Genomic DNA, 19,025 nt, shown 5'->3' on the forward strand with positions numbered 1-19,025 from the left:
GGACTTCTGGCACCAAGGGCGGCTAACGTCGGAAGTCCCTTCTGCGAAAGGCCTTCTCTTGCTGAAACGGCGTCGTTCCCTTCAAGTACTCGCATTGAGCGCCACCTTGTTGCTAGGGGCGACCGCCCCGCTTGCCGCCGACCAAATGAGCGGTGCCAAAGCTGATACCGGCGGTTATGACGGCACCGGCAAGGTGCTGATCCGCAACGCCTCGATGGTGCTGACGATGGACCCGAAGGTCGGCCAGGGCCAACTCGGTCAGCTCGAGAACGCCGACGTGCTGATGACGGGCGACACCGTCACCGCCGTCGGCCCGAACCTGTCCACCACCGACGCTCGCGTCATCGACGGCCGCGGCAAGATCGTGATGCCCGGATTCGTCGACCTCCACACCCACACCTGGCAATCGCTGATCCGCGGTTGTGGCACCGCCAAGGAGCTCAACGGCTGGCTGGCCGAATGCGTGCTCCCGCTGTACGGCAACCAACCGAACGAGTTCGACGGGTACGCCGGGACCAGGCTCTCGACGCTCGACGCCATCGGCACGGGTATCACCACCACGACGGACTGGTCGCACGCGTTCAGCGACGCGTTCGCCCAGGGCAATCTGCGCGCGCTCGGTGAGTCCAAGCTGCGTTTCGTCTACGCGTACAGCGGTAACACCAACCCGGCCCGGGCCGAGGCGATCCGCAAGGCCAAGCGCGAGATCATCGACCCGAACCCGCTCGCCCGCCTCCAGATCGGCACCCACCCGACCACCGGGAACTTCGCCGGCACCCAGGCCTCCGAGAATCTGGCCAAGGAACTGGGCGTCTCCCTCAACGTCCACCTGCACGAGTCCAAGACCGACCCCGCCACCGGTCAGATGGACGCCCTCCGCCGCGCCGGCGCCTTGCGACCCGGCCTGCTCGCGAACCACGTCGTGCAGATGACCGAGGCGGAGCTGGACGAGTTGGCCGCGCATGACGTCCGCGTCGCGCACAACCCGCTCTCGAACATGCGGCTCGCCTCGGGCGTCGCACCGCTGCCGGCGATGAAACAGCGCGGGCTGAAGGTCGGACTCGGCATCGACGGCGGTACGAACGACACCACGGACATGTTCAACGACATGCGCGCGGCCGTCGGCCTGCAGCGGGCGACCGCGATGGACCCGACGCGCTTCCCGCAGCCCGCCGACGTACTGCGAATGGCCACGCTTGGCGGCGCGGAGGCCCTCGGTCTGGACGGCCACGTCGGTTCGCTCTCGCCGGGCAAGAAGGCGGACCTGCAAGTGATCGATCCGCGCGCGCTCAACATGGCACCGCGAGTCGACTGGATCAGCCAGCTGGTCTTCAACACCCAGCCCGCGAACGTCCAGTGGGTCTTCGTGAACGGTGTCGCCCTCAAGCGCGAGGGCCGTCTCACCACGCCGAACGTCGACCGCGTCCTCACCGACGCCCAGACCGCCAGCGACCACATCATGACGTTGCTCGGCCGCTAATCCTTTGGACAAGCGCCGGCCCGTCGCGATGGGATGGGCCGGTGCGCACGGATGAGATCACGATCGACGAGACGACGGTACGGCGAATGCTGGCGGCCCAATTCCCCGAATGGGCCGGGTTGAGCCTGCGGCCGTTCGCCTCGGGTGGCACGGTGAACGCGATCTACCGGCTCGGCGACGACAAGATGGTCCGCCTACCGCGTTTTGCGTCAAGCGTGCCCAGCGTCCGCCAGGAACACGACTTGGTACGTCGGCTTGGGCCTTTGCTCCCGTTCGACGTGCCGGATCTACTGGCCGTCGGCGAGCCGTCGGAGCTCTACCCCTTCAACTGGTCGATCTACCGCTGGCTGGACGGCGTACCGCCACTCGAAGGCGAGGCGTCACCCGCACTCGCCGAGGACCTCGCGTCGTTCGTCAACGCGTTCCGCCAGATCGACCTGCCGGACGGACGTGCCGCCTACCGAGGCGGACCGCTGACCGAACAGGACGACGAGACCCGCAAATACCTGGCCGAGTGCGAAGGCCTCATCGACGTACCAGCCGCCACCAAAGCCTGGGACGCCGCCCTCGAAGCCGAGCCGGCCCGCAGCGAAGGCTGGGTCCACGCAGACCTCATGCCGGGCAATCTCCTCGCCGCGGGTGGACGCCTCAGCGCGGTGATCGACTTCGAAACCTGCGGTGTCGGCGACCCCGCCTGCGACCTCATCCCCGCCTGGAACCTGCTCGACCCGGCCACCCGCCCGCAGTTCCGGGAGGCGCTCGACGTCGACGACGCCACCTGGCTCCGCGGCCAGGGCCGGGCCCTCTCGATGGCGATCATCCAGCTGCCGTACTACCAGCACACCAACCTGACGATGGCCGCCAACGCCCGCTACGTCATCAACCAGGTGCTCAGCGCATAAGCGAAGCGGGCCCATCCGACACCGGATGGACCCGCTTCAAACACCTGCTTCAAAAGCACGAACTCAGTAGAAGACCTCGCCGCGGGCCTTCTTGGCGCGCAGCGTCTGGACGGCCTCGGCCAGGATCTCGGCGGCCTCGGCCTCGCTGCGACGCTCCTTCACGTAGGCGAGGTGCGTCTTGTACGGCTCGATCTTCGGTGGCGGTGGTGGATTGCTCGAGTCGGTGCTGGTGGGCAGGCCACAGCGCGGGCAGTCCCACGCCTCCGGGATCGAGGCCTCGACGGCGAAAACCGTCGCGGTCTGATGTCCGTTGGCACAGAAGAACACGATGCGCTGGCGCGGCGCGGAGTCCCCGCGCTCTGCCTCACCCATCGGCCCGGCGCCGACCCTGCTACCTCGGATTGCGCTGCCACTACCGGCCACTGGAGCGTCTCCTCAGTTACCGAGCTTGTACAGCAGCCCGAGGGCGACGATGGAGGCGAACCAGATGAGCCCGATGCCCACCGTGATCCGGTCCAGGTTGCGCTCGGCCACCGAGGACCCACCGAGGCTCGACGAAACGCCACCCCCGAACAGGTCCGAAAGGCCGCCACCGCGACCTTTGTGCAGCAGAACGAGCCCCGTCAGGATGAGGCTGCAGATGACCACGACGATCGAAAAAGCGAGAATCACGAGGAGTAGCCTAACTGAAGGTCCAAGTAACGACAGATACCGGCGAACTCGTCGACCTTCAGGCTGGCACCGCCAACCAGGCAGCCGTCGACATCCGGCTGGGACATGATGCCACCTGCGCTGGCCATCTTCACCGATCCCCCGTACAAAATCCGGATCGAATCGGCCACAGCCGGGGAGAAAGTCTCCTCCAGCCGGCCCCGGATCGCCGCACAGACCTCCTGCGCGTCCTCGGGGGTGGCCACCTCGCCGGTGCCGATCGCCCAAACCGGCTCATACGCGATCACGACCTTGCGGGCCTCGTCCTGCTTGAGCCCCGCGAGTGCGCCGTCGACCTGGGCGAGGGTGTGCTCGACCTGACGGCCCTCCTTGCGGACCTCCAGCCCCTCGCCGACGCAGACGATCGGCGTGATGCCGGCCGCGAGCGCCTTGGTGGCCTTCGCGTTGACCAGCGCGTCGTCCTCACCGTGATACTGGCGGCGCTCCGAGTGACCAGCGAGCACGTAGCTGCAGCCGAGCTTGGCGAGCATCGCGGCCGAGATCTCGCCCGTGTACGCGCCCTCGTCGAACTTCGAGATGTCCTGGGCGCCGTACACGATCTTCATCCGGTCACCGTCGACCAGCGTCTGCACACTGCGCAGATCGGTGAACGGCGGCAGCACGGCGACCTCGACCCGCTCGAAGTCGTGCTTCTTATCCTGCAGGGTCCACGACAGCTTCTGCACCAGGTGCACGGCCTCGACGTGGTTGATGTTCATCTTCCAGTTGCCCGCCATCAACGGCGTGCGAGTGGTGTCGGCCATGGTCAGTCCTCTTCCAGCACAGCGAGTCCGGGCAGTTCCTTGCCCTCGAGGTATTCCAGCGACGCGCCGCCACCGGTCGAGATGTGGCCGAACGCGTCGTCGGCGAAGCCGAGCTGCCGGACGGCGGCCGCGGAATCGCCACCACCGACCACGCTCAGGCCGTCCACCTCGGTCAACGCTTGTGCGACGGCCTTGGTTCCACCGGCGAACGCCTCCATCTCGAAGACGCCCATCGGGCCGTTCCAGAACACCGTCTTGGCGGCCGCGATCTCGGCGGCGAAGGCCTTACCCGAGTCGGGACCGATGTCCAGGCCGAGCTGGTCGGCCGGGATCGCCTCGGCCGCGACCACCGTGGCGGGCGAATCGGCCTTGAACTCCGGCGCCACCACGATGTCGGTCGGCAGCACGATCTCGACACCCTTGGCCGTCGCGGCCTCCAGGTAGCCCTTGACCACATCGAGCTGGTCGTCCTCGAGCAGGCTCTTGCCGACCTCGTGGCCCTGCGCCTTGAGGAAGGTGAAGACCATGCCGCCACCGATCAGCAGCTTGTCGGCCTTCGCGATCAGGTTGTCGATCACGGCGAGCTTGTCGGAGACCTTCGCCCCGCCGAGCACCACGACGTACGGGCGCTGCGGCTCCTCGGTGAGCCTCTTCAGCACCTCGACCTCGGCCAGCACCAGGCCGCCCGCGGCGTGCGGGAGCTTCCGGGCGACGTCGTAGACGCTGGCCTGCTTGCGGTGCACGACGCCGAAGCCGTCGCTCACGAACACGTCGGCCAGACCGGCCAGCTCGTCGGCCAGCGCCTCGCGCTCGGCCTCGACCTTGCTCTCCTCGCGCGGGTCGTACCGCACGTTCTCGAGCAGCAGCACCTCGCCCTCGTCGAGCTCCTGCACGGCCTCTTGCGCGCTGTCCCCGGTCACATCGGTCGCGAAGGCGACCTTGATGTTCTCGTCGGCGAGCAGCTCGCCGAGCCGCTTGGCCACGGGCGCGAGGGTGAACTCCGGGTTCGGCTTGCCCTTGGGGCGGCCGAGGTGGGCGGTGACGATCACCTTGGCGCCGGCCTTGGCCAGCTTCACCAGGGTCGGCACGCTGGCGCGGATCCGCCCGTCGTCACCGATCTTGTCGCCGTCGATCGGCACGTTCAGGTCCGAGCGCACCAGCACCCGGAGCCCGGCGACGTCACCGAGGTCGTCGATGGTCTTCACAGTTCAGCTATTCCTTCGGCGAACGCCTACGTCCGAAGAACCAGAGCTGGTTCTTCGGACGTAAGCCGGGATGAATGGAAACGTCAGAGCGTCGCGCCGACGTGGTTGACCAGGTCGACCAGACGGTTGGAGTAGCCCCACTCGTTGTCGTACCAGCCGACGACCTTGACCTGGTTGCCGAGCACCTTGGTCAGGCCGGAGTCGAAGATGCAGGACGCCGGGTCGGTGACGATGTCGCTCGACACGATCGGGTCCGCGGTGTACCGCAGGTAGCCCTTGAGCGCGCCCTCGGCGGCCGCCTTGACGGCCTCGTTGACCTCCTCGACCGAGGTCTCACGGCCGACGGTGACGGTCAGGTCGGTGGCGGAGCCTGTCGGCACCGGCACGCGCAGCGCGTAACCGTCGAGCTTGCCCTTGAGCTCCGGCAGGACGAGGCCGATCGCCTTGGCGGCACCGGTCGAGGTCGGCACGATGTTCAGCGCGGCGGCACGGGCGCGACGCAGGTCGCTGTGCGGGCCGTCCTGCAGGTTCTGGTCCTGGGTGTACGCGTGGATCGTGGTCATCAGACCCTTTTCGATCGTGAACGCGTCGTGAATGGCCTTCGCCATCGGGGCCAGGCAGTTGGTGGTGCAGGAAGCGTTGGAGATCACCGTGTGCTTGTCGGCGTCGTACAGGTCGTGGTTCACGCCCATGACGATGGTGAGGTCCTCGTTCTTCGCCGGGGCGGAGATGATGACCTTCTTGGCGCCGTTGTCGGCGTGCGTCTTGGCCTTGTTGGCGTCGGTGAAGAAGCCGGTCGACTCGATCACGACGTCGGCGCCCACATCGGACCACTTGAGGTTCGCGGGGTCGCGCTCGGCGAAGGCCTTGAAGCTGTGACCGCCGACGGTGATGTCCTCGTCGGTGGCGGTGACGTCGCCCGGGAAGCGGCCCAGGATCGAGTCGTACTTCAGCAGGTGGGCGAGGGTCTGGTTGTCGGTCAGATCATTGACGGCGACGACCTCGATGTCGGCACCTGACGCCTGAACGGCGCGGAAGAAGTTACGGCCGATGCGGCCGAAGCCGTTGATACCTACGCGAACGGTCACGGGACTGCGTCTCCTCAAATGGGGCTCCGAACTGTCTTGCTACCACCGGAAACACTAGCCCAACCGCCCACTTGGCTCACTGGTCCCGTCCACAGCAGACCACCCCGGCCGCGGCGGCACCCATGCGCGGGTACCGCCGCAGCCTGCGGGTCAGAGGACGTTCACTCCGGTCCAGGCCTTTCCGACCTCCTGCACCTCGATGCTGCCGGCGCCGTACAGGTCGGTCGCCGCCGCGAGGGTCGCGGCCCGGGCTGCCTTGTAGTCCGACCGAGAGGTCAGGTACGTGGTCAGCGCCCGGTACCAGATCTTCTCGGCCTTGCTGATGCCGATACCGGTGACGGTCACGCCGTTCACGGTCGGGCTGTTGTGGGCCACCCCGTTGATCGTCTTGGCACCACTACCCTCGGCGAGCAGGTAGAAGAAGTGGTTACCGACGCCCGACGAGTAGTGCACGTTGAGCCGGCCCACACTGCGGGACCACGAGTCCGCGCTGACGCCGTCCATCGACGGCTTGTCGAGCCGGCGGATGTAGTTCCGCGCCGGGTCGTAGTCGACGAAGATCTCCTCGCCCAGCACGTAGTCCGGGGTGTCGGAGGCGTTGGCGGCGTAGAACTCGACGGCGGTTCCGAAGATGTCCGACGTCGCCTCGTTCAGGCCACCGGACTCGCCGCTGTAGCGCAGTCCGGCCGTCCGGCTGGTGACGCCGTGGCTCATCTCGTGCCCGGCGATGTCCAGCTCGACCAGCGGCAGGATGCCCTGGGCCGGGTCACCGTCGCCGTACGTCATGCAGAAGCACGCGTCGGACCAGCCGGCGTTCACGTAGGCGCCGTCGTGCACGTACGACTTGGCTCCCTTGCCGTCGTTGGCGATTCCGTTGCGGCCGTGGATGCTCTTGTAGTAATCCCACGTCTTCGCGATGCCGTAGTGCGCGTCGACACCGGCGCTCTGCGCGTTCGAGTTGGTGCCGTCGCCCCAAACGTTGTCGGCGTCGGTGAAGAGCACACCCGCGTTGTACGTCGCGTTGCCGCCGCGCAGCGGGTCCACCATCGTGTAGCTGGTGCCTTTGGTGGTGTCGAGTCCGACCGTGCCGACGAACAGGCCGGTGCCGCTGCCCAGGTCCTCCTGGACCGTGCTCCAGCTGTCCAGCACCTTGCCGCTGCGGGCATCGACGTACGTCTCGGTGCCGGTGGGCTGGCCGTCGGCCTTCCGGCCCGAGGTGGTCACCTTGTACGCCAGGCGGGAGTCGCCCGCGGCGGTGACGAAGACGACGAGCTGCTGCTTACCGGCCTTGGCCTTCGCGGCGGTCAGAGCCGCGGCCGGGGCGATCGCGGGCTTGGTGGACACGTTCAGCGCGCGGACGCCGCCCGAGGTGGACTTGACCGCGCCTGCCTTTGTCTGGTGTACGACGAAGTCACCGCCGACCACCGGCAGGCCCTGGAACGTACGGTCGAACCGGACGTGGCTCGAACCGTCCGCGTCCACGACGACGTCCCGCGTCCTCAGGTCGGACGCGGCTCCCAGCCCTAGGCCGTTCGCGTTGGCACGGGCGGCGGCGACAGGGTTCGCCTGCTGGTCGGGGGCGGGGACGGCCGCCTGGACGGCAGTGAGGTTCGACAGACCGGCGAGTGCGGCGATGGCCGCGACTGCCAGACCTGCGCAGTACTTGCGCTTCATTGTGGGTACTCCCTTGAGGCGGAATCACGAAGAGCCGGTACGGCCCTCGTGGGGGCACGCACACTTTCCGCAAAACGACGCCGCAAGGGAATCGATGAACCACACCTGGCCCGCTAATCCGCGGAAATCCAGGGAAAACCTTCGGTACTGAAACGACTGTTCGACTACGCCGGGTCGAGCATGTCCGGGGTCAGGTTGGCCTCGGTGTTCGGGATGCCGAGATCGGCCGCCCGCTTGTCGGCCATCGCCAGCAGGCGCCGGATCCGGCCGGCCACCGCGTCCTTGGTCAGCGCCGGCTCGTGCAGCTGGCCCAGTTCCTCGAGGCTGGCCTGCTTGTGCTCCAGCCGCAGCTTGCCCGCCACCTGCAGATGATCCGGTACGTCGTCGCCGAGGATCTCCAGCGCCCGCGCCACCCGCGCGCCCGCCGCCACCGCGGCCCGGGCCGAACGACGCAGGTTCGCGTCGTCGAAGTTGGCCAGCCTGTTCGCCGTGGCCCGCACCTCGCGGCGCATCCGGCGCTCCTCCCACGCGAGCACCGACTCGTGCGCGCCGAGTCGCGTCAGCAGGGCGCCGATGGCGTCACCGTCGCGGATCACCACGCGGTCCACGTTGCGCACCTCGCGCGCCTTCGAGCCGATCCCCAGCCTCCTGGCGGCGCCGACCAGCGCGAGCGCCGCCTCCGGCCCGGGGCAGGTCACCTCGAGGCTGGACGAACGGCCCGGCTCGGTCAGCGACCCATGCGCCAGGAACGCCCCACGCCACGCCGCCACGGCGTCACAGGAGGCACCCGAGACGACTGCCGGGGGCAGACCCCGGACGGGACGGCCCCGGTTGTCCACCAGACCCGTCTGTCGCGCAAGAGCGTCACCATCGCGGACCACGCGCACGACGTACTTCGTCTGCTTGCGAATCCCCGACGGAGAGATCACCACCACGTCGCTCGGATGGCCGAAGATCTCCGCGATGTCCTTGCGCAGCCGACGAGCCGCCGCGCCACTGTCGAGTTCAGCCTCGACAACGATCCGGCCGGACACCAGATGCAGCCCGCCGGCGAACCGGAGGACGGAAGAAACCTCGGCCTTGCGGCAACAGGGTTTGGTGACCTGGATGCTGGTCAGCTCGGACTTCACCTGTGCGGTCATTGCCATGAAGGAAATCCTCCCACCGCTGTCAAAGACCCTTCGCGCGGGGTGACCTCCCCACTACACATTGTCAGAAGCAACCCCCATTTCCCCTCCGCCACGAGTGGTTACCTCCGCCCGCACACCAAGCCGCCGTTTTGGGGATAACCCTGCCGCGAAGTGCCTTGTTGTGCTTGCACACGCGCGACACAAGGAGGCACGTCGCGGCAGAAGGAGGAAGACGGACGCGGGGTCGGGTGCGGACCGATGAACGCAAAGGATTACTCGAAGATTTCGCCGTACACCTTGGCCAGTTTGCCGGGGTGATGGTGGAACTGTTTGGTCGACGTGTCGGCGATGTCGGCGATGACGAGCTCCGCGCCGAGGGACTCCGCCGTACGGCGTAAGGAGGCCGGGTCGGGGACGTGCCCGACGTCCGCGAGTACGACGTCGATGCGCAGGTCGGGCGCGTGGGCGGCAAGGACCTCGAGATGCGTCTCCGGGGAGAACCCGTCGGTCTCGCCCTTCTGCTCCCCCAGGTTCAACGTCACCAACCGACGTGCGGACGTCTGCTCGAGGCAACGCGCCAGCGCCGGCACCAGCAGATTCGGAATCACCGAGGTGAACCACGAACCCGGCCCGACCACCACCCAATCGGCCTCCGCGATGGCGACCAACGCCTCCGGGCACGCCGGCGGATCGGCCGGATCCAGCGCGACGTCGACAACGCGCCCGGTCGTGGTCGCCACCTCGGCCTGGCCGCGGATCTCGGTGATCGCCTCGGGATGTGCCGGGTCGACTCCGAGCACGCGCGCGGTGATGTCCAGCGGTACGGCGGACATCGGCAGCACCCGGCCTTCGGCACCGAGCAACCGGGCCACCCAGTCGAGCCCGTCGACCGCCTCACCGAGCAACTCCCAGAGCGCGACGATGAGCAGGTTGCCGACGGCGTGATCGTGCAACTCGCCATCACTGGTGAAGCGGTGTTGCAGCACCTGGGCCCACGTCCGGCCCCACTCGTCATCGCGGCACAACGCGGCCAAAGCCATCCGCAGATCGCCCGGCGGCAGCACACCCAGCTCGCGGCGCAGCCGACCGGACGAGCCGCCGTTATCCGCGACCGTGACGACTGCGGTCAGCTGGTCCGTGACGTGCCGCAGTGCCGACAGAGAGGCCGCCAGGCCGTGCCCGCCGCCCAGGGCCACGACTCGTGGCGACCGGGTCACTCCCGCCCCAGATCCCTGTGCACGACCAACGTCGGTGATCCTTTCTCGCGCAACCTGCGGGCCAGCTCCTCAGCCATCGCGACGCTGCGGTGCTTACCACCGGTACAGCCGACCGCGACCGTGACGAAGCGCTTGCCCTCGTTGAGATATCCGGTCCGCAGGGTATTCAGCACGCCCTCGTAATCCTGCAGGAACTGCTGCGCCAGCGGATGTCCGAGCACGAAGTCTGACACGAGCCGGTCACGACCCGTCATCGGCCGCAGATCGGGCTCCCAATACGGGTTCGGGATGAACCGCATATCGGCCACCACGTCCGCGTCGACCGGGATCCCGTACTTGAATCCGAACGACACCACCGTCGCCCGCAGCTCGGCGTTTTCCTCGTCACCAAAGGCGTTCCGGACCTTCGCGCCGAGCTGGTGGATGTTCAGGTTGGAGGTGTCGATGACCAGGTCCGCGGTGCCACGGATCTCGGCCAGCAACTCGCGCTCGCGCTGGATCCCGTCGAGCAGCCGGCCGGCCCCCTGCAGCGGATGCGGACGCCGGACCGACTCCTGGCGGCGCACGATGATGTCGTCGGCCGCCTCCAAGTACAAGGTGAGCGGCTGGTAACCCCGGTCCCGCAGGTCGCGCAACGCCTTCGGCAACGCGTCGAAGAAGCTGCCGGTCCGGACGTCGACCACGATCGCCATCCGCGGCGTGGCGCCGGTGCCGATCACCTGGTCCACGATCGTGGTCAGGAACATCGGCGGCAGGTTGTCGACGACGAACCAGCCGAGATCCTCCAGCACATCCGCGACGGCGCTGCGGCCGGCGCCGGACATTCCGGACACGATGATCAGGTTGCCGCTGGACTTCTCCATCAGTTGTCTTCCCCGTTCGGATCCCCGCTAAGCGCGCCGGCCACCTGCGGCGCGTCGTCATCGAGTATCTCGCCCGTAGCGGTGTTGACCGACGGAGCCCGGCCCGTGTCGGCCTTCGTTGCCGCGGAGTTCACCGCGGCGACCACCGACTCCGCCGTACGGCGCCCGAAGCCGGGTAGTTCCGCGACCTCCTCGATCGTGGCCTGGCGCAACTTCTTCAGCGAGCCGAAATGCCGCATCAAGGTCTTACGACGGACGTCACCCAGACCTTGTACGTCGTCCAGCACGCTCTCGACCATCGTCTTGGACCGGCGGCTGCGGTGATGCGTGATGGCGAACCGGTGGGCCTCATCGCGCAGACGCTGCAACAGGTACAGCCCCTCCGAAGTCCGCGACATGATGACCGGGTCCTCGGTGTCGGGCAGCCAGACCTCTTCCAGCCTCTTGGCGAGACCGCAGACCGGGATGTCTCCGACGCCGAGCTCCTCCATCACCTGCCGGGCGGCCGCCACCTGCGGCGGTCCACCGTCGACCACGACCAGGGCAGGCGCATACGCGAACTTGCGCGCGCGGCCCGTCTCCGGGTCGATCAGGTTGGCGGTCGGGTCGTCCTCGGCTTCGTTGGCGGCGGCCGTGGCAGCACGATCATCGAGGAGCCGCTTGAACCGCCGGGTCAGCACCTCCGCGATCGAAGCCACATCGTTCTGCCCGTCGACGCCCTTGATGACGAACTTGCGGTACTCGCTCTTGCGCGGCAGCCCGTCCTCGAACACGACCATCGACGCGACCACCTCGGTGCCCTGCAGGTTGGAGATGTCGTAGCACTCCATCCGCAACGGCGCCTCGGGCAGATCGAGCGCGTCCTGGATCTCCTCGAGGGCCTGGTTCCGGGTGGTGAGGTCGCTGGCGCGCTTGGTCTTGTGCATCACCAGCGTCTGTTGCGCGTTGGCGTGGACCGTCTCCATCAGGCCCTTCTTGTCACCGCGCTGCGGCACCCGGATCGCCACCCGCGAACCACGCAGCCCGCTCAGCCACTCGGTCAGCGCGTCGACGTCCTCCGGGATGGCCGGGACGAGGATCTCGCGCGGGATCGTGTCGCCCGTCTCCCCGGCATACGTCTGCTGGATGAACCGCTCGACCAGGTCACCCGTCGTCGCCGTACCGTCGGCCTTGTCGGCGATCCACCCGCGCTGACCGCGGATGCGGCCGGCGCGCACGTAGAAGATCTGCACCGCCACCTCGAGCGGGTCCTCCGCGAGAGCGATGACGTCCGCGTCGGTGCCGTCGCCGAAGACCACCTGGTTCTTCGCGAGGGCCTTGTCGAGGGCTTGGAGGTCGTCCCGGATCTTGGCAGCCCGTTCGTACTCCATCAGGGCCGCAGCGGCCTTCATCTCCTTCTCGAGGCGGCGGACGTACGTCGTGGTCTGGCCCGAGAGGAACGCGACGAAGTCGTCGACGATCTGGGTGTGCTCCTCCTGGCTGACGTTGCCGGTGCAGGGCGCGGCGCACTTGCCGATATACCCCAGCAGGCAAGGCCGGCCGATCTGGCGATGCCGGTTGAACACGCCCTTGCTGCACGAGCGCATCGGGAAGACCCGCAACAGCAGGTCGACCGTCTCGCGAATCGCCCAGGCATGGCTGTACGGCCCGAAGTACTTCACGCCCTTCTTCTTGGCGCCGCGCCCGACCATCACACGCGGATAGTCCTCGTTGAGGGTGATCGCGAGCCACGGGTACGACTTGTCGTCGCGGTACTTCACGTTGAAGCGCGGGTCGTACTCCTTGATCCAGGAGTACTCCAGTTGCAACGCCTCGACCTCGGTGCTGACGACGGTCCAGTCGACCTTGGCGGCGGTGGTGACCATCGACTGCGTGCGCGGATGCAGACCGACCAGATCCTGGAAGTACGACGACAGGCGGGCGCGCAGGTTCTTCGCCTTGCCGACGTAGATCACCCGCCCCGAGGCGTCCCGGAATCGGTAAACCCCAGGCGCGTCAGGAATCGACCCCGCACTCGGGCGATAGGTACTCGGATCAGCCACAACACCACCCTAGTTCTCCGCACCGACAGTCTTCGCAGTGCGGGTTATCCCTTGCGTCCGAAGGCGCCTCGGCGGCATGCAGGCGGGGAATCGACCCCATAGGCCGCGGTTGACCCCCGGCTGGGATGGGCCAGGGAGTGCGACCAGCACGCAGGCTGATTGTGCGTTTCCGTATTCGCCCATCGTGAGGAGCACCGCTTTATGTCGCCCAAGCACCTACGATCACGCCTGCCCCGACGTACCGCCACCATCGCGACCGCGACCGTCGCCGCGCTCAGCGCCGCCGCCATCGGCCTGACCGGCGCGATCACGTCCGCCAACGCCGACGAACTCCCCGCCGCCTCGACCGCCGGCGTGATCAAGGGCGCCGACAGCCCGGGCGCGATCGCCGGCAGCTACGTCGTCGTACTCAAGGAACAGCCCGGCACTCGTGCCGCGACGACTTCGAAGAACTTGGCAGCGACGTACGACGCCAAGGTACGACGTACCTTCAACTCCGCCTTGAGCGGATTCAGCGCGACCCTGAGCGAGGAGCAAGCCCGCAAGCTTGCCGGTGACGAGCGGGTTGCCTATGTCCAGCAGAACCAGCGGTTCGAGATGAGCCAGGACAACCCGACCTGGGGCCTGGACCGGTCGGACCAGCGGGACCTGCCGCTCGACAAGAAGTACGAGGGGCCGAACAAGGCCGACAACGTCAACGTCTACGTGATCGACACCGGTATCTACGCCGAGCACGAGGACTTCGAAGGCCGGGCCTCGGTCGGTACCGACACCATCAACGACGGCCAGAACGGCAAGGACTGCCAGGGCCACGGCAGCCACGTCGCGGGCACCATCGCCGGCAAGACGTTCGGCCTGGCCAAGGGTGCGAAGGTCTTCGGCGTCCGCGTGCTCGACTGCAAGGGCTCAGGTACGACGGAGAGCGTGGTGGCGGGTATCGACTGGGTGACCGCCAACGCCAAGAAGCCCGCCGTCGCGAACATGAGCCTCGGTGGTCCCGCCGACCAGGCCCTCGACGACGCCGTGAAGAAGTCCGTTGCCGCGGGCATCACGTACGCCGTCGCAGCGGGTAACGAGGGCGCTGACGCCTGCGGGGTCTCGCCGGCGAAGGAGCCGTCGGCCATCACCACCGGCGCGACCGACGACGCGGACGCGCGGGCCAACTTCTCGAACTTCGGCAAGTGCGTTGACGTCTTCGCTCCGGGCGTCGACGTCGAATCGGTCGGCATCACCGGTACGACGGCGACCGCGACCCACAGCGGTACGTCGATGGCCTCGCCGCACGTGGCGGGTGCCGCGGCGCTCTACCTGAGCGCGAAGCCGGACGCGGCGCCGGCCGACGTGGCCTCCGCGATCACCGGCGCGGCCACGCCGGACAAGGTGACGGACCCGGGCACGGGTTCGCCGAACAAGTTGATGTTCACCGGTGCGCTGATCACTCCGCTGAGCTGATCCGCAGTACCCCGAGAGCGTGCGGGACCCGGCCGGCTGAGGTTGGCCGGGTCCCTGCGCGTCTTCGTGCTTTCGTACTCGGGTGGGGTCAGCCGACCGGGCCGAGGATGTTGCCACCCGAGACCGTGACGCTGACGGCGCTGAGCGGACTGCTCGCCGGGCCGTTCGCGACCGAGCCGTCGGCCACCTTGAACTTGCTGCCGTGACAGCCGCAGTTGATCGTGCCGTCGGAGACCGCTTCGACCACACAACCGGCGTGGGTGCAGACCGCGCTGAAACCCTTGAACTGGCCCGCCGTCGGCTGAGTGACGACCAGCTTCGCGTCCGGGAAGATCTTGCCGCCGCCGACCGGGACATCGCTCACCGGACCGAGCACGTTGCCACCGCCAGTGGGCGTGCTCGGCGCCGAACTCGGGGCCGAACTTGGCGCGGAGGTCGGCCCGCTACTCGGCGCCGTCGACGGGCCCGCCGTCGTACCGCCATCGTCGCCACACGCGACCAGCAAGGTCCCGCTCACGCCCGCGATCCCCGCGACGGCCGCGCCACGCAGCACGGTCCGCCGATCACGTAGGCCGGCGGAGTCGGGCGAAACGGCAGTGGTCGTTTCGTCGCTGTTGTTGTTGCTCATCGATCAGTCCTTCCAGGGGCTGACAAAGGCCGTGTCCAACGACCCAACCACGCAGGTGCGAAAGCGCGGCGAAATAGTTGAACGCTCTGCTACTCGACGTTCTACCCGACCGGCCCCGCGGAAGCGACCGATTCGGCGAACTCCTCGATACACGGATCGCAGCTCAATCCGGTTCAGCTGAACTTGAGTACCAGTTCTGCCAGCCGTCCCAGCCGCCGACACGCAGACAGGCCCCGTTCCCGGCGGCAACCGGCGATCGGGGCCTGCAGTGTCGATGCAGGGTCGATGCTGTGTCGATCAGGCCAGGGACAGGCAGATCGGAATGGAAACGGTCTGGACCGGCTGAGTCTGGTCAGGCCGGTAGAAGAACTGGCCGCAGTACTGCGTATCGGCCGGCGTACCCGGCTGAACCTGAAGGCCCTCGTTGAAGCCACTGCCCGCGTCCCAATGCCATGCACCGGTGTACGACGAACCGTTGCTGCCGGTGACGCGGGTGACGCCGGAGATCCGCGTGACGTCGTCGTCCTTGGTCATCACGAGGACCTCGTAATCGCTGGCCCCCTCCGGGCACACGGTGATCTTGATCGTGCCCTTCAACCCGAACCCGAGCGGCTGCTCCTTACTCACACACGCGGCCGCCTGCGCCGGCACCGCCTGCTGCGCCGACACCGACGAAAAGCCTTGCCGACAACGCAGTTCGCCGGGCACTCGACTGAGCACCCGGCGAACCGTCGGACGAGTTACGCCTTCCGGGCAGCGGCCCTCGTCGCAGCCTTCTTGGCCGGCGCCTTCTTCACCGCGGCCTTCTTCGCCACTGTCTTCGCAGCCCCAGCCTTGGCGCCATTCGTCCCCGCGCCATTCGAAGCCGCGCGCTTCGGTGCGGCGCCGTTCGAAGCGGCCTTGGACGCAGCCGTCTTGGCCACAGCCGTCTTGCTGGCGGCCGTCTTGGCGGCGACGGTTGTGGCCGGCTTCTTAGCTGCTGCGCGCGCCGCGACGGCCTGCTGCTTCGGGCTCGGCTTGGCCGCACGCCCCTTGAGGATCTCCGCGAGGAACTGCCCGGTGTACGAGTCCGGGTTCTTCGCGACGTCCTCCGGCGTACCCTCGGCAACCAGCGTGCCGCCACGACGGCCGCCGTCCGGTCCGAGGTCGATGATCCAGTCGGCCGTCTTGATCACGTCGAGGTTGTGCTCGATGACCAGCACCGAGTTGCCCTTGTCCACCAGGCTGCCGAGCACGCCCAGCAACTTCCGGATGTCCTCGAAGTGCAGACCGGTGGTCGGTTCGTCCAGGACATACACAGTCCGCCCGGTCGAACGCTTCTGCAGCTCGGAGGCCAGCTTCACCCGCTGGGCTTCACCACCGGACAGCGTCGGCGCAGGCTGCCCGAGCCGGACATACCCCAGCCCCACCTCGTTCAGCGTCTTAAGGTGCCGGGAGATCGCGGGAATGGCCTGGAAGAACTCCGCCGCCTCCTCAATCGGCATATCGAGAATGTCCGCCACGGTCTTGCTCTTGTAGTGGACCTCGAGCGTCTCGCGGTTGTACCGGGCCCCGTGGCAGACCTCGCACGGAACATAGACGTCAGGCAGGAAGTTCATCTCGATCTTCAGCGTGCCGTCACCGGAGCAGGCCTCACAGCGCCCGCCCTTCACGTTGAACGAGAACCGCCCCTGCTGATAACCGCGGACCTTCGCCTCAGGCGTCTCGGCGAACAATTTCCGCACGTGATCCCAGACACCGGTGTACGTCGCCGGGTTCGACCGCGGCGTACGCCCGATCGGCGACTGGTCGACGTGGATGACCTTGTCCACATTCTCGAGACCGGTGATCTTGGTGTGCCGACCGGGCACATCGCGAGCGCCGTAGATCTGCCTGGCGAGCGACTTGTAGAGAATGTCGTTCACCAGCGTCGACTTGCCCGAACCGGACACGCCAGTGACAGCGACGAACATGCCCAGCGGGATGGCCACGTCGATACCGGTCAGGTTGTGCTCGTGTGCGCCGAACACCTTTAGCTCGCGGCCCTCGGTCTGCGGCCGCCGGATCGCCGGGATCGGGATCTCTCTGCGGCCGGAGATGTACGCACCGGTGATCGAGTCCGGGTGGTTGCGCAAGTCCTCGACCGTGCCGGAGACGACGACCTGGCCGCCGTGCTCGCCGGCACCCGGGCCGATGTCGACCACCCAGTCGGCGTGGTCGATGGTGTCCTCGTCGTGCTCGACCACGATCAGGGTGTTGCCGAGATCCTTCAGCCGGACCAGGGTCTCGATCAAGCGGCGGTTGTCGCGCTGGTGCAGGCCGATCGACGGCTCGTCCAGGACGTACAACACCCCGACCAGACCCGAACCGATCTGGGTCGCGAGCCGGATCCGCTGCGCCTCGCCGCCCGACAACGAGCCGGCCGGCCGGTTCAGCGCGAGATAGTCGAGGCCGACGTCGAGCAGGAACCGCAGCCGCTCGCCGATCTCCTTTGTCACCCGCTCGGCGATCTGCTTCTCCCGCGGAGTCAGATCCAGATCGCTGAGGAAACCGTGCACCTCGTCGATCGACATCGCGCTGATCTCGGCGATGTTCTTACCGCCGAGGGTGACGGCCAGCGAGATCGGCTTCAACCGGGCGCCACCGCATGACAGGCACGGCACCTCCCGCATGTAGCCCTCGAACCGCTCGCGGCTGGTGTCACTGGACGACTCGGCATGCCGACGCTCGACGTACGGAATCGCACCCTCGAAGGTGGTGTAGTACGAACGCTCTCGGCCGTACCGGTTCTTGTACGACACGTGCACCTGCTGGTCGTGCCCGGTCAGCAGCGCCTTCTTCGCCTTCGCGGGCAGGTCCACGAAGGGCGTAGTGGTCTTGATCTTCAGGTCTTTCGCGAGCGCGGTCAGCAGTCGCTCGAAGTACTGCGAGACGTTCGCCCCGGACCAGGGCTGGATCGCGCCCTCGTCCAGCGACTTGTCCGGGTCGGGCACGATCAGCTCGGGATCGACCTCCATCCGGGTGCCGAGACCGGAACAGGCCGGGCACGCGCCGTACGGCGAGTTGAAGGAGAACGACCGCGGCTCCAGCTCGTCGATCGCGAGCGGGTGATCATTCGGGCAGGCGAGTTTCTCCGAGAACCGGCGCTCGCGATGCGGGTCCTTCGGGTCGAGGTCGACGAAGTCCAGCGTGACGATGCCGCCGGACAGGCCGAGCGCGGTCTCCACCGAGTCGGTCAGCCGGCGCTTCGCGGACGCCTTCACCGCGAGCCGGTCGACCACGACGTCGATGGTGTGCTTCTTCTGCTTGTCCAGCTTCGGCGGCTCGGTCAGCTGGATCGTCTCGCCGTCCACCCGCGCCCGGGAGAAACCCTGGCCGGACAGCTGGCGGAACAGGTCCAGATACTCGCCCTTGCGGCCGCGGATGACCGGCGCGAGCACCTGGAAGCGGGCGCCCTCGTCCATCTCGAGCACCCGGTCCACGATCTGCTGCGGCGTCTGCCGGCTGATCGGCTCGTGGCACTCGGGACAGTGCGGCCGGCCCGCCCGGGCGAACAGCAACCGGAGGTAGTCGTACACCTCCGTGATGGTGCCGACGGTCGAGCGCGGGTTGCGCGAGGTGGACTTCTGGTCGATCGAGACGGCCGGTGAGAGCCCCTCGATGAAGTCGACGTCCGGTTTGTCCATCTGGCCCAGGAACTGCCGCGCATACGCCGACAACGACTCGACGTAGCGCCGCTGGCCCTCGGCGAAAATGGTGTCGAAGGCCAGGCTGGACTTACCGGACCCGGACAGTCCGGTGAAGACGATCATGGCGTCGCGCGGCAGGTCGAGCGACACGTCCTTCAGGTTGTGCTCACGCGCGCCACGCACGATCAGACGGTCAGACAC

General features: G+C 67.5%; 16 protein-coding genes. 3 read left to right on the top strand and 13 right to left on the bottom strand.

Features of this window, described 5'->3' with window-relative positions; all coding sequences use genetic code 11:
• The first annotated feature begins 94 nt into the window (after nucleotides 1–94).
• Together OG394_RS09330 and OG394_RS09335 are read left to right on the top strand one after the other, a co-directional pair.
• Nucleotides 95–1,480, top strand: a complete 1,386-nt coding sequence (locus OG394_RS09330; protein WP_328994677.1) for an amidohydrolase family protein — start codon at nucleotides 95–97, stop codon at nucleotides 1,478–1,480.
• Between the two features lie 41 nt (nucleotides 1,481–1,521).
• A complete protein-coding gene (locus OG394_RS09335; RefSeq protein ID WP_328994678.1) occupies nucleotides 1,522–2,382 on the top strand; it encodes an aminoglycoside phosphotransferase family protein in 861 nt (286 codons plus the stop codon).
• Between the two features lie 63 nt (nucleotides 2,383–2,445).
• On the opposite strand, the gene OG394_RS09340 is transcribed toward OG394_RS09335, so the two are convergent.
• From OG394_RS09340 to uvrC, 10 genes are all read right to left on the bottom strand, one after another.
• Nucleotides 2,446–2,805, bottom strand: a complete 360-nt coding sequence (locus tag OG394_RS09340; protein WP_328994679.1) for an RNA polymerase-binding protein RbpA — start codon at nucleotides 2,803–2,805, stop codon at nucleotides 2,446–2,448.
• A 12-nt stretch (nucleotides 2,806–2,817) separates the two neighbouring features.
• Nucleotides 2,818–3,054 (bottom strand): preprotein translocase subunit SecG, encoded by a 237-nt coding sequence (gene secG, locus OG394_RS09345; protein ID WP_328994681.1) that lies wholly within the window; start codon nucleotides 3,052–3,054, stop codon nucleotides 2,818–2,820.
• Entirely contained in the window at nucleotides 3,051–3,857 is an 807-nt protein-coding gene (tpiA, locus tag OG394_RS09350) for a triose-phosphate isomerase (protein WP_328994682.1), read from the bottom strand. Before tpiA ends, secG begins: the two co-directional genes overlap by 4 nt.
• A 2-nt stretch (nucleotides 3,858–3,859) precedes the next feature.
• Nucleotides 3,860–5,062: a phosphoglycerate kinase gene (locus tag OG394_RS09355; protein ID WP_328994684.1), complete on the bottom strand. Its 1,203-nt coding sequence runs from the start codon at nucleotides 5,060–5,062 to the stop codon at nucleotides 3,860–3,862.
• Nucleotides 5,063–5,145: 83 nt separating this feature from the next.
• The gene (gene gap, locus OG394_RS09360; RefSeq protein ID WP_328994685.1) at nucleotides 5,146–6,150 is read right to left on the bottom strand and encodes a type I glyceraldehyde-3-phosphate dehydrogenase; all 1,005 of its coding nucleotides are present in this window, start codon (nucleotides 6,148–6,150) and stop codon (nucleotides 5,146–5,148) included.
• Nucleotides 6,151–6,300: 150 nt separating this feature from the next.
• Complete coding sequence (locus tag OG394_RS09365) at nucleotides 6,301–7,824, bottom strand: M4 family metallopeptidase (RefSeq protein ID WP_328994686.1); 1,524 nt, start codon at nucleotides 7,822–7,824, stop codon at nucleotides 6,301–6,303.
• Between the two features lie 164 nt (nucleotides 7,825–7,988).
• Entirely contained in the window at nucleotides 7,989–8,972 is a 984-nt protein-coding gene (whiA, locus tag OG394_RS09370) for a DNA-binding protein WhiA (protein WP_328994687.1), read from the bottom strand.
• Nucleotides 8,973–9,226: 254 nt separating this feature from the next.
• Nucleotides 9,227–10,171 (bottom strand): gluconeogenesis factor YvcK family protein, encoded by a 945-nt coding sequence (locus OG394_RS09375; protein ID WP_328994688.1) that lies wholly within the window; start codon nucleotides 10,169–10,171, stop codon nucleotides 9,227–9,229.
• Entirely contained in the window at nucleotides 10,168–11,034 is an 867-nt protein-coding gene (rapZ, locus tag OG394_RS09380) for an RNase adapter RapZ (RefSeq protein ID WP_328994689.1), read from the bottom strand. The genes OG394_RS09375 and rapZ overlap by 4 nt, the downstream gene beginning before the upstream one ends.
• Nucleotides 11,034–13,076 carry an excinuclease ABC subunit UvrC gene (gene uvrC / locus OG394_RS09385; protein WP_328994690.1) on the bottom strand — a complete coding sequence of 681 codons (2,043 nt, stop codon included), beginning with the start codon at nucleotides 13,074–13,076 and terminating at the stop codon, nucleotides 11,034–11,036. Before uvrC ends, rapZ begins: the two co-directional genes overlap by 1 nt.
• A 201-nt stretch (nucleotides 13,077–13,277) precedes the next feature.
• Between uvrC and OG394_RS09390 the strand changes: the two genes are divergently transcribed.
• Complete coding sequence (locus tag OG394_RS09390) at nucleotides 13,278–14,528, top strand: S8 family peptidase (protein WP_328994691.1); 1,251 nt, start codon at nucleotides 13,278–13,280, stop codon at nucleotides 14,526–14,528.
• 88 nt (nucleotides 14,529–14,616) lie between these two features.
• On the opposite strand, the gene OG394_RS09395 is transcribed toward OG394_RS09390, so the two are convergent.
• The 3 genes from OG394_RS09395 to uvrA form a co-directional block, all read right to left on the bottom strand.
• A complete protein-coding gene (locus tag OG394_RS09395) occupies nucleotides 14,617–15,156 on the bottom strand; it encodes a Rieske (2Fe-2S) protein (protein WP_328994692.1) in 540 nt (179 codons plus the stop codon).
• A gap of 297 nt (nucleotides 15,157–15,453) precedes the next feature.
• Nucleotides 15,454–15,825: a hypothetical protein gene (locus OG394_RS09400; RefSeq protein ID WP_328994693.1), complete on the bottom strand. Its 372-nt coding sequence runs from the start codon at nucleotides 15,823–15,825 to the stop codon at nucleotides 15,454–15,456.
• Between the two features lie 71 nt (nucleotides 15,826–15,896).
• Nucleotides 15,897–19,025: an excinuclease ABC subunit UvrA gene (gene uvrA / locus OG394_RS09405; RefSeq protein WP_328994695.1), complete on the bottom strand. Its 3,129-nt coding sequence runs from the start codon at nucleotides 19,023–19,025 to the stop codon at nucleotides 15,897–15,899.

It is taken from the genome of Kribbella sp. NBC_01245 (assembly GCF_036226525.1).
GTDB lineage: Bacteria > Actinomycetota > Actinomycetes > Propionibacteriales > Kribbellaceae > Kribbella.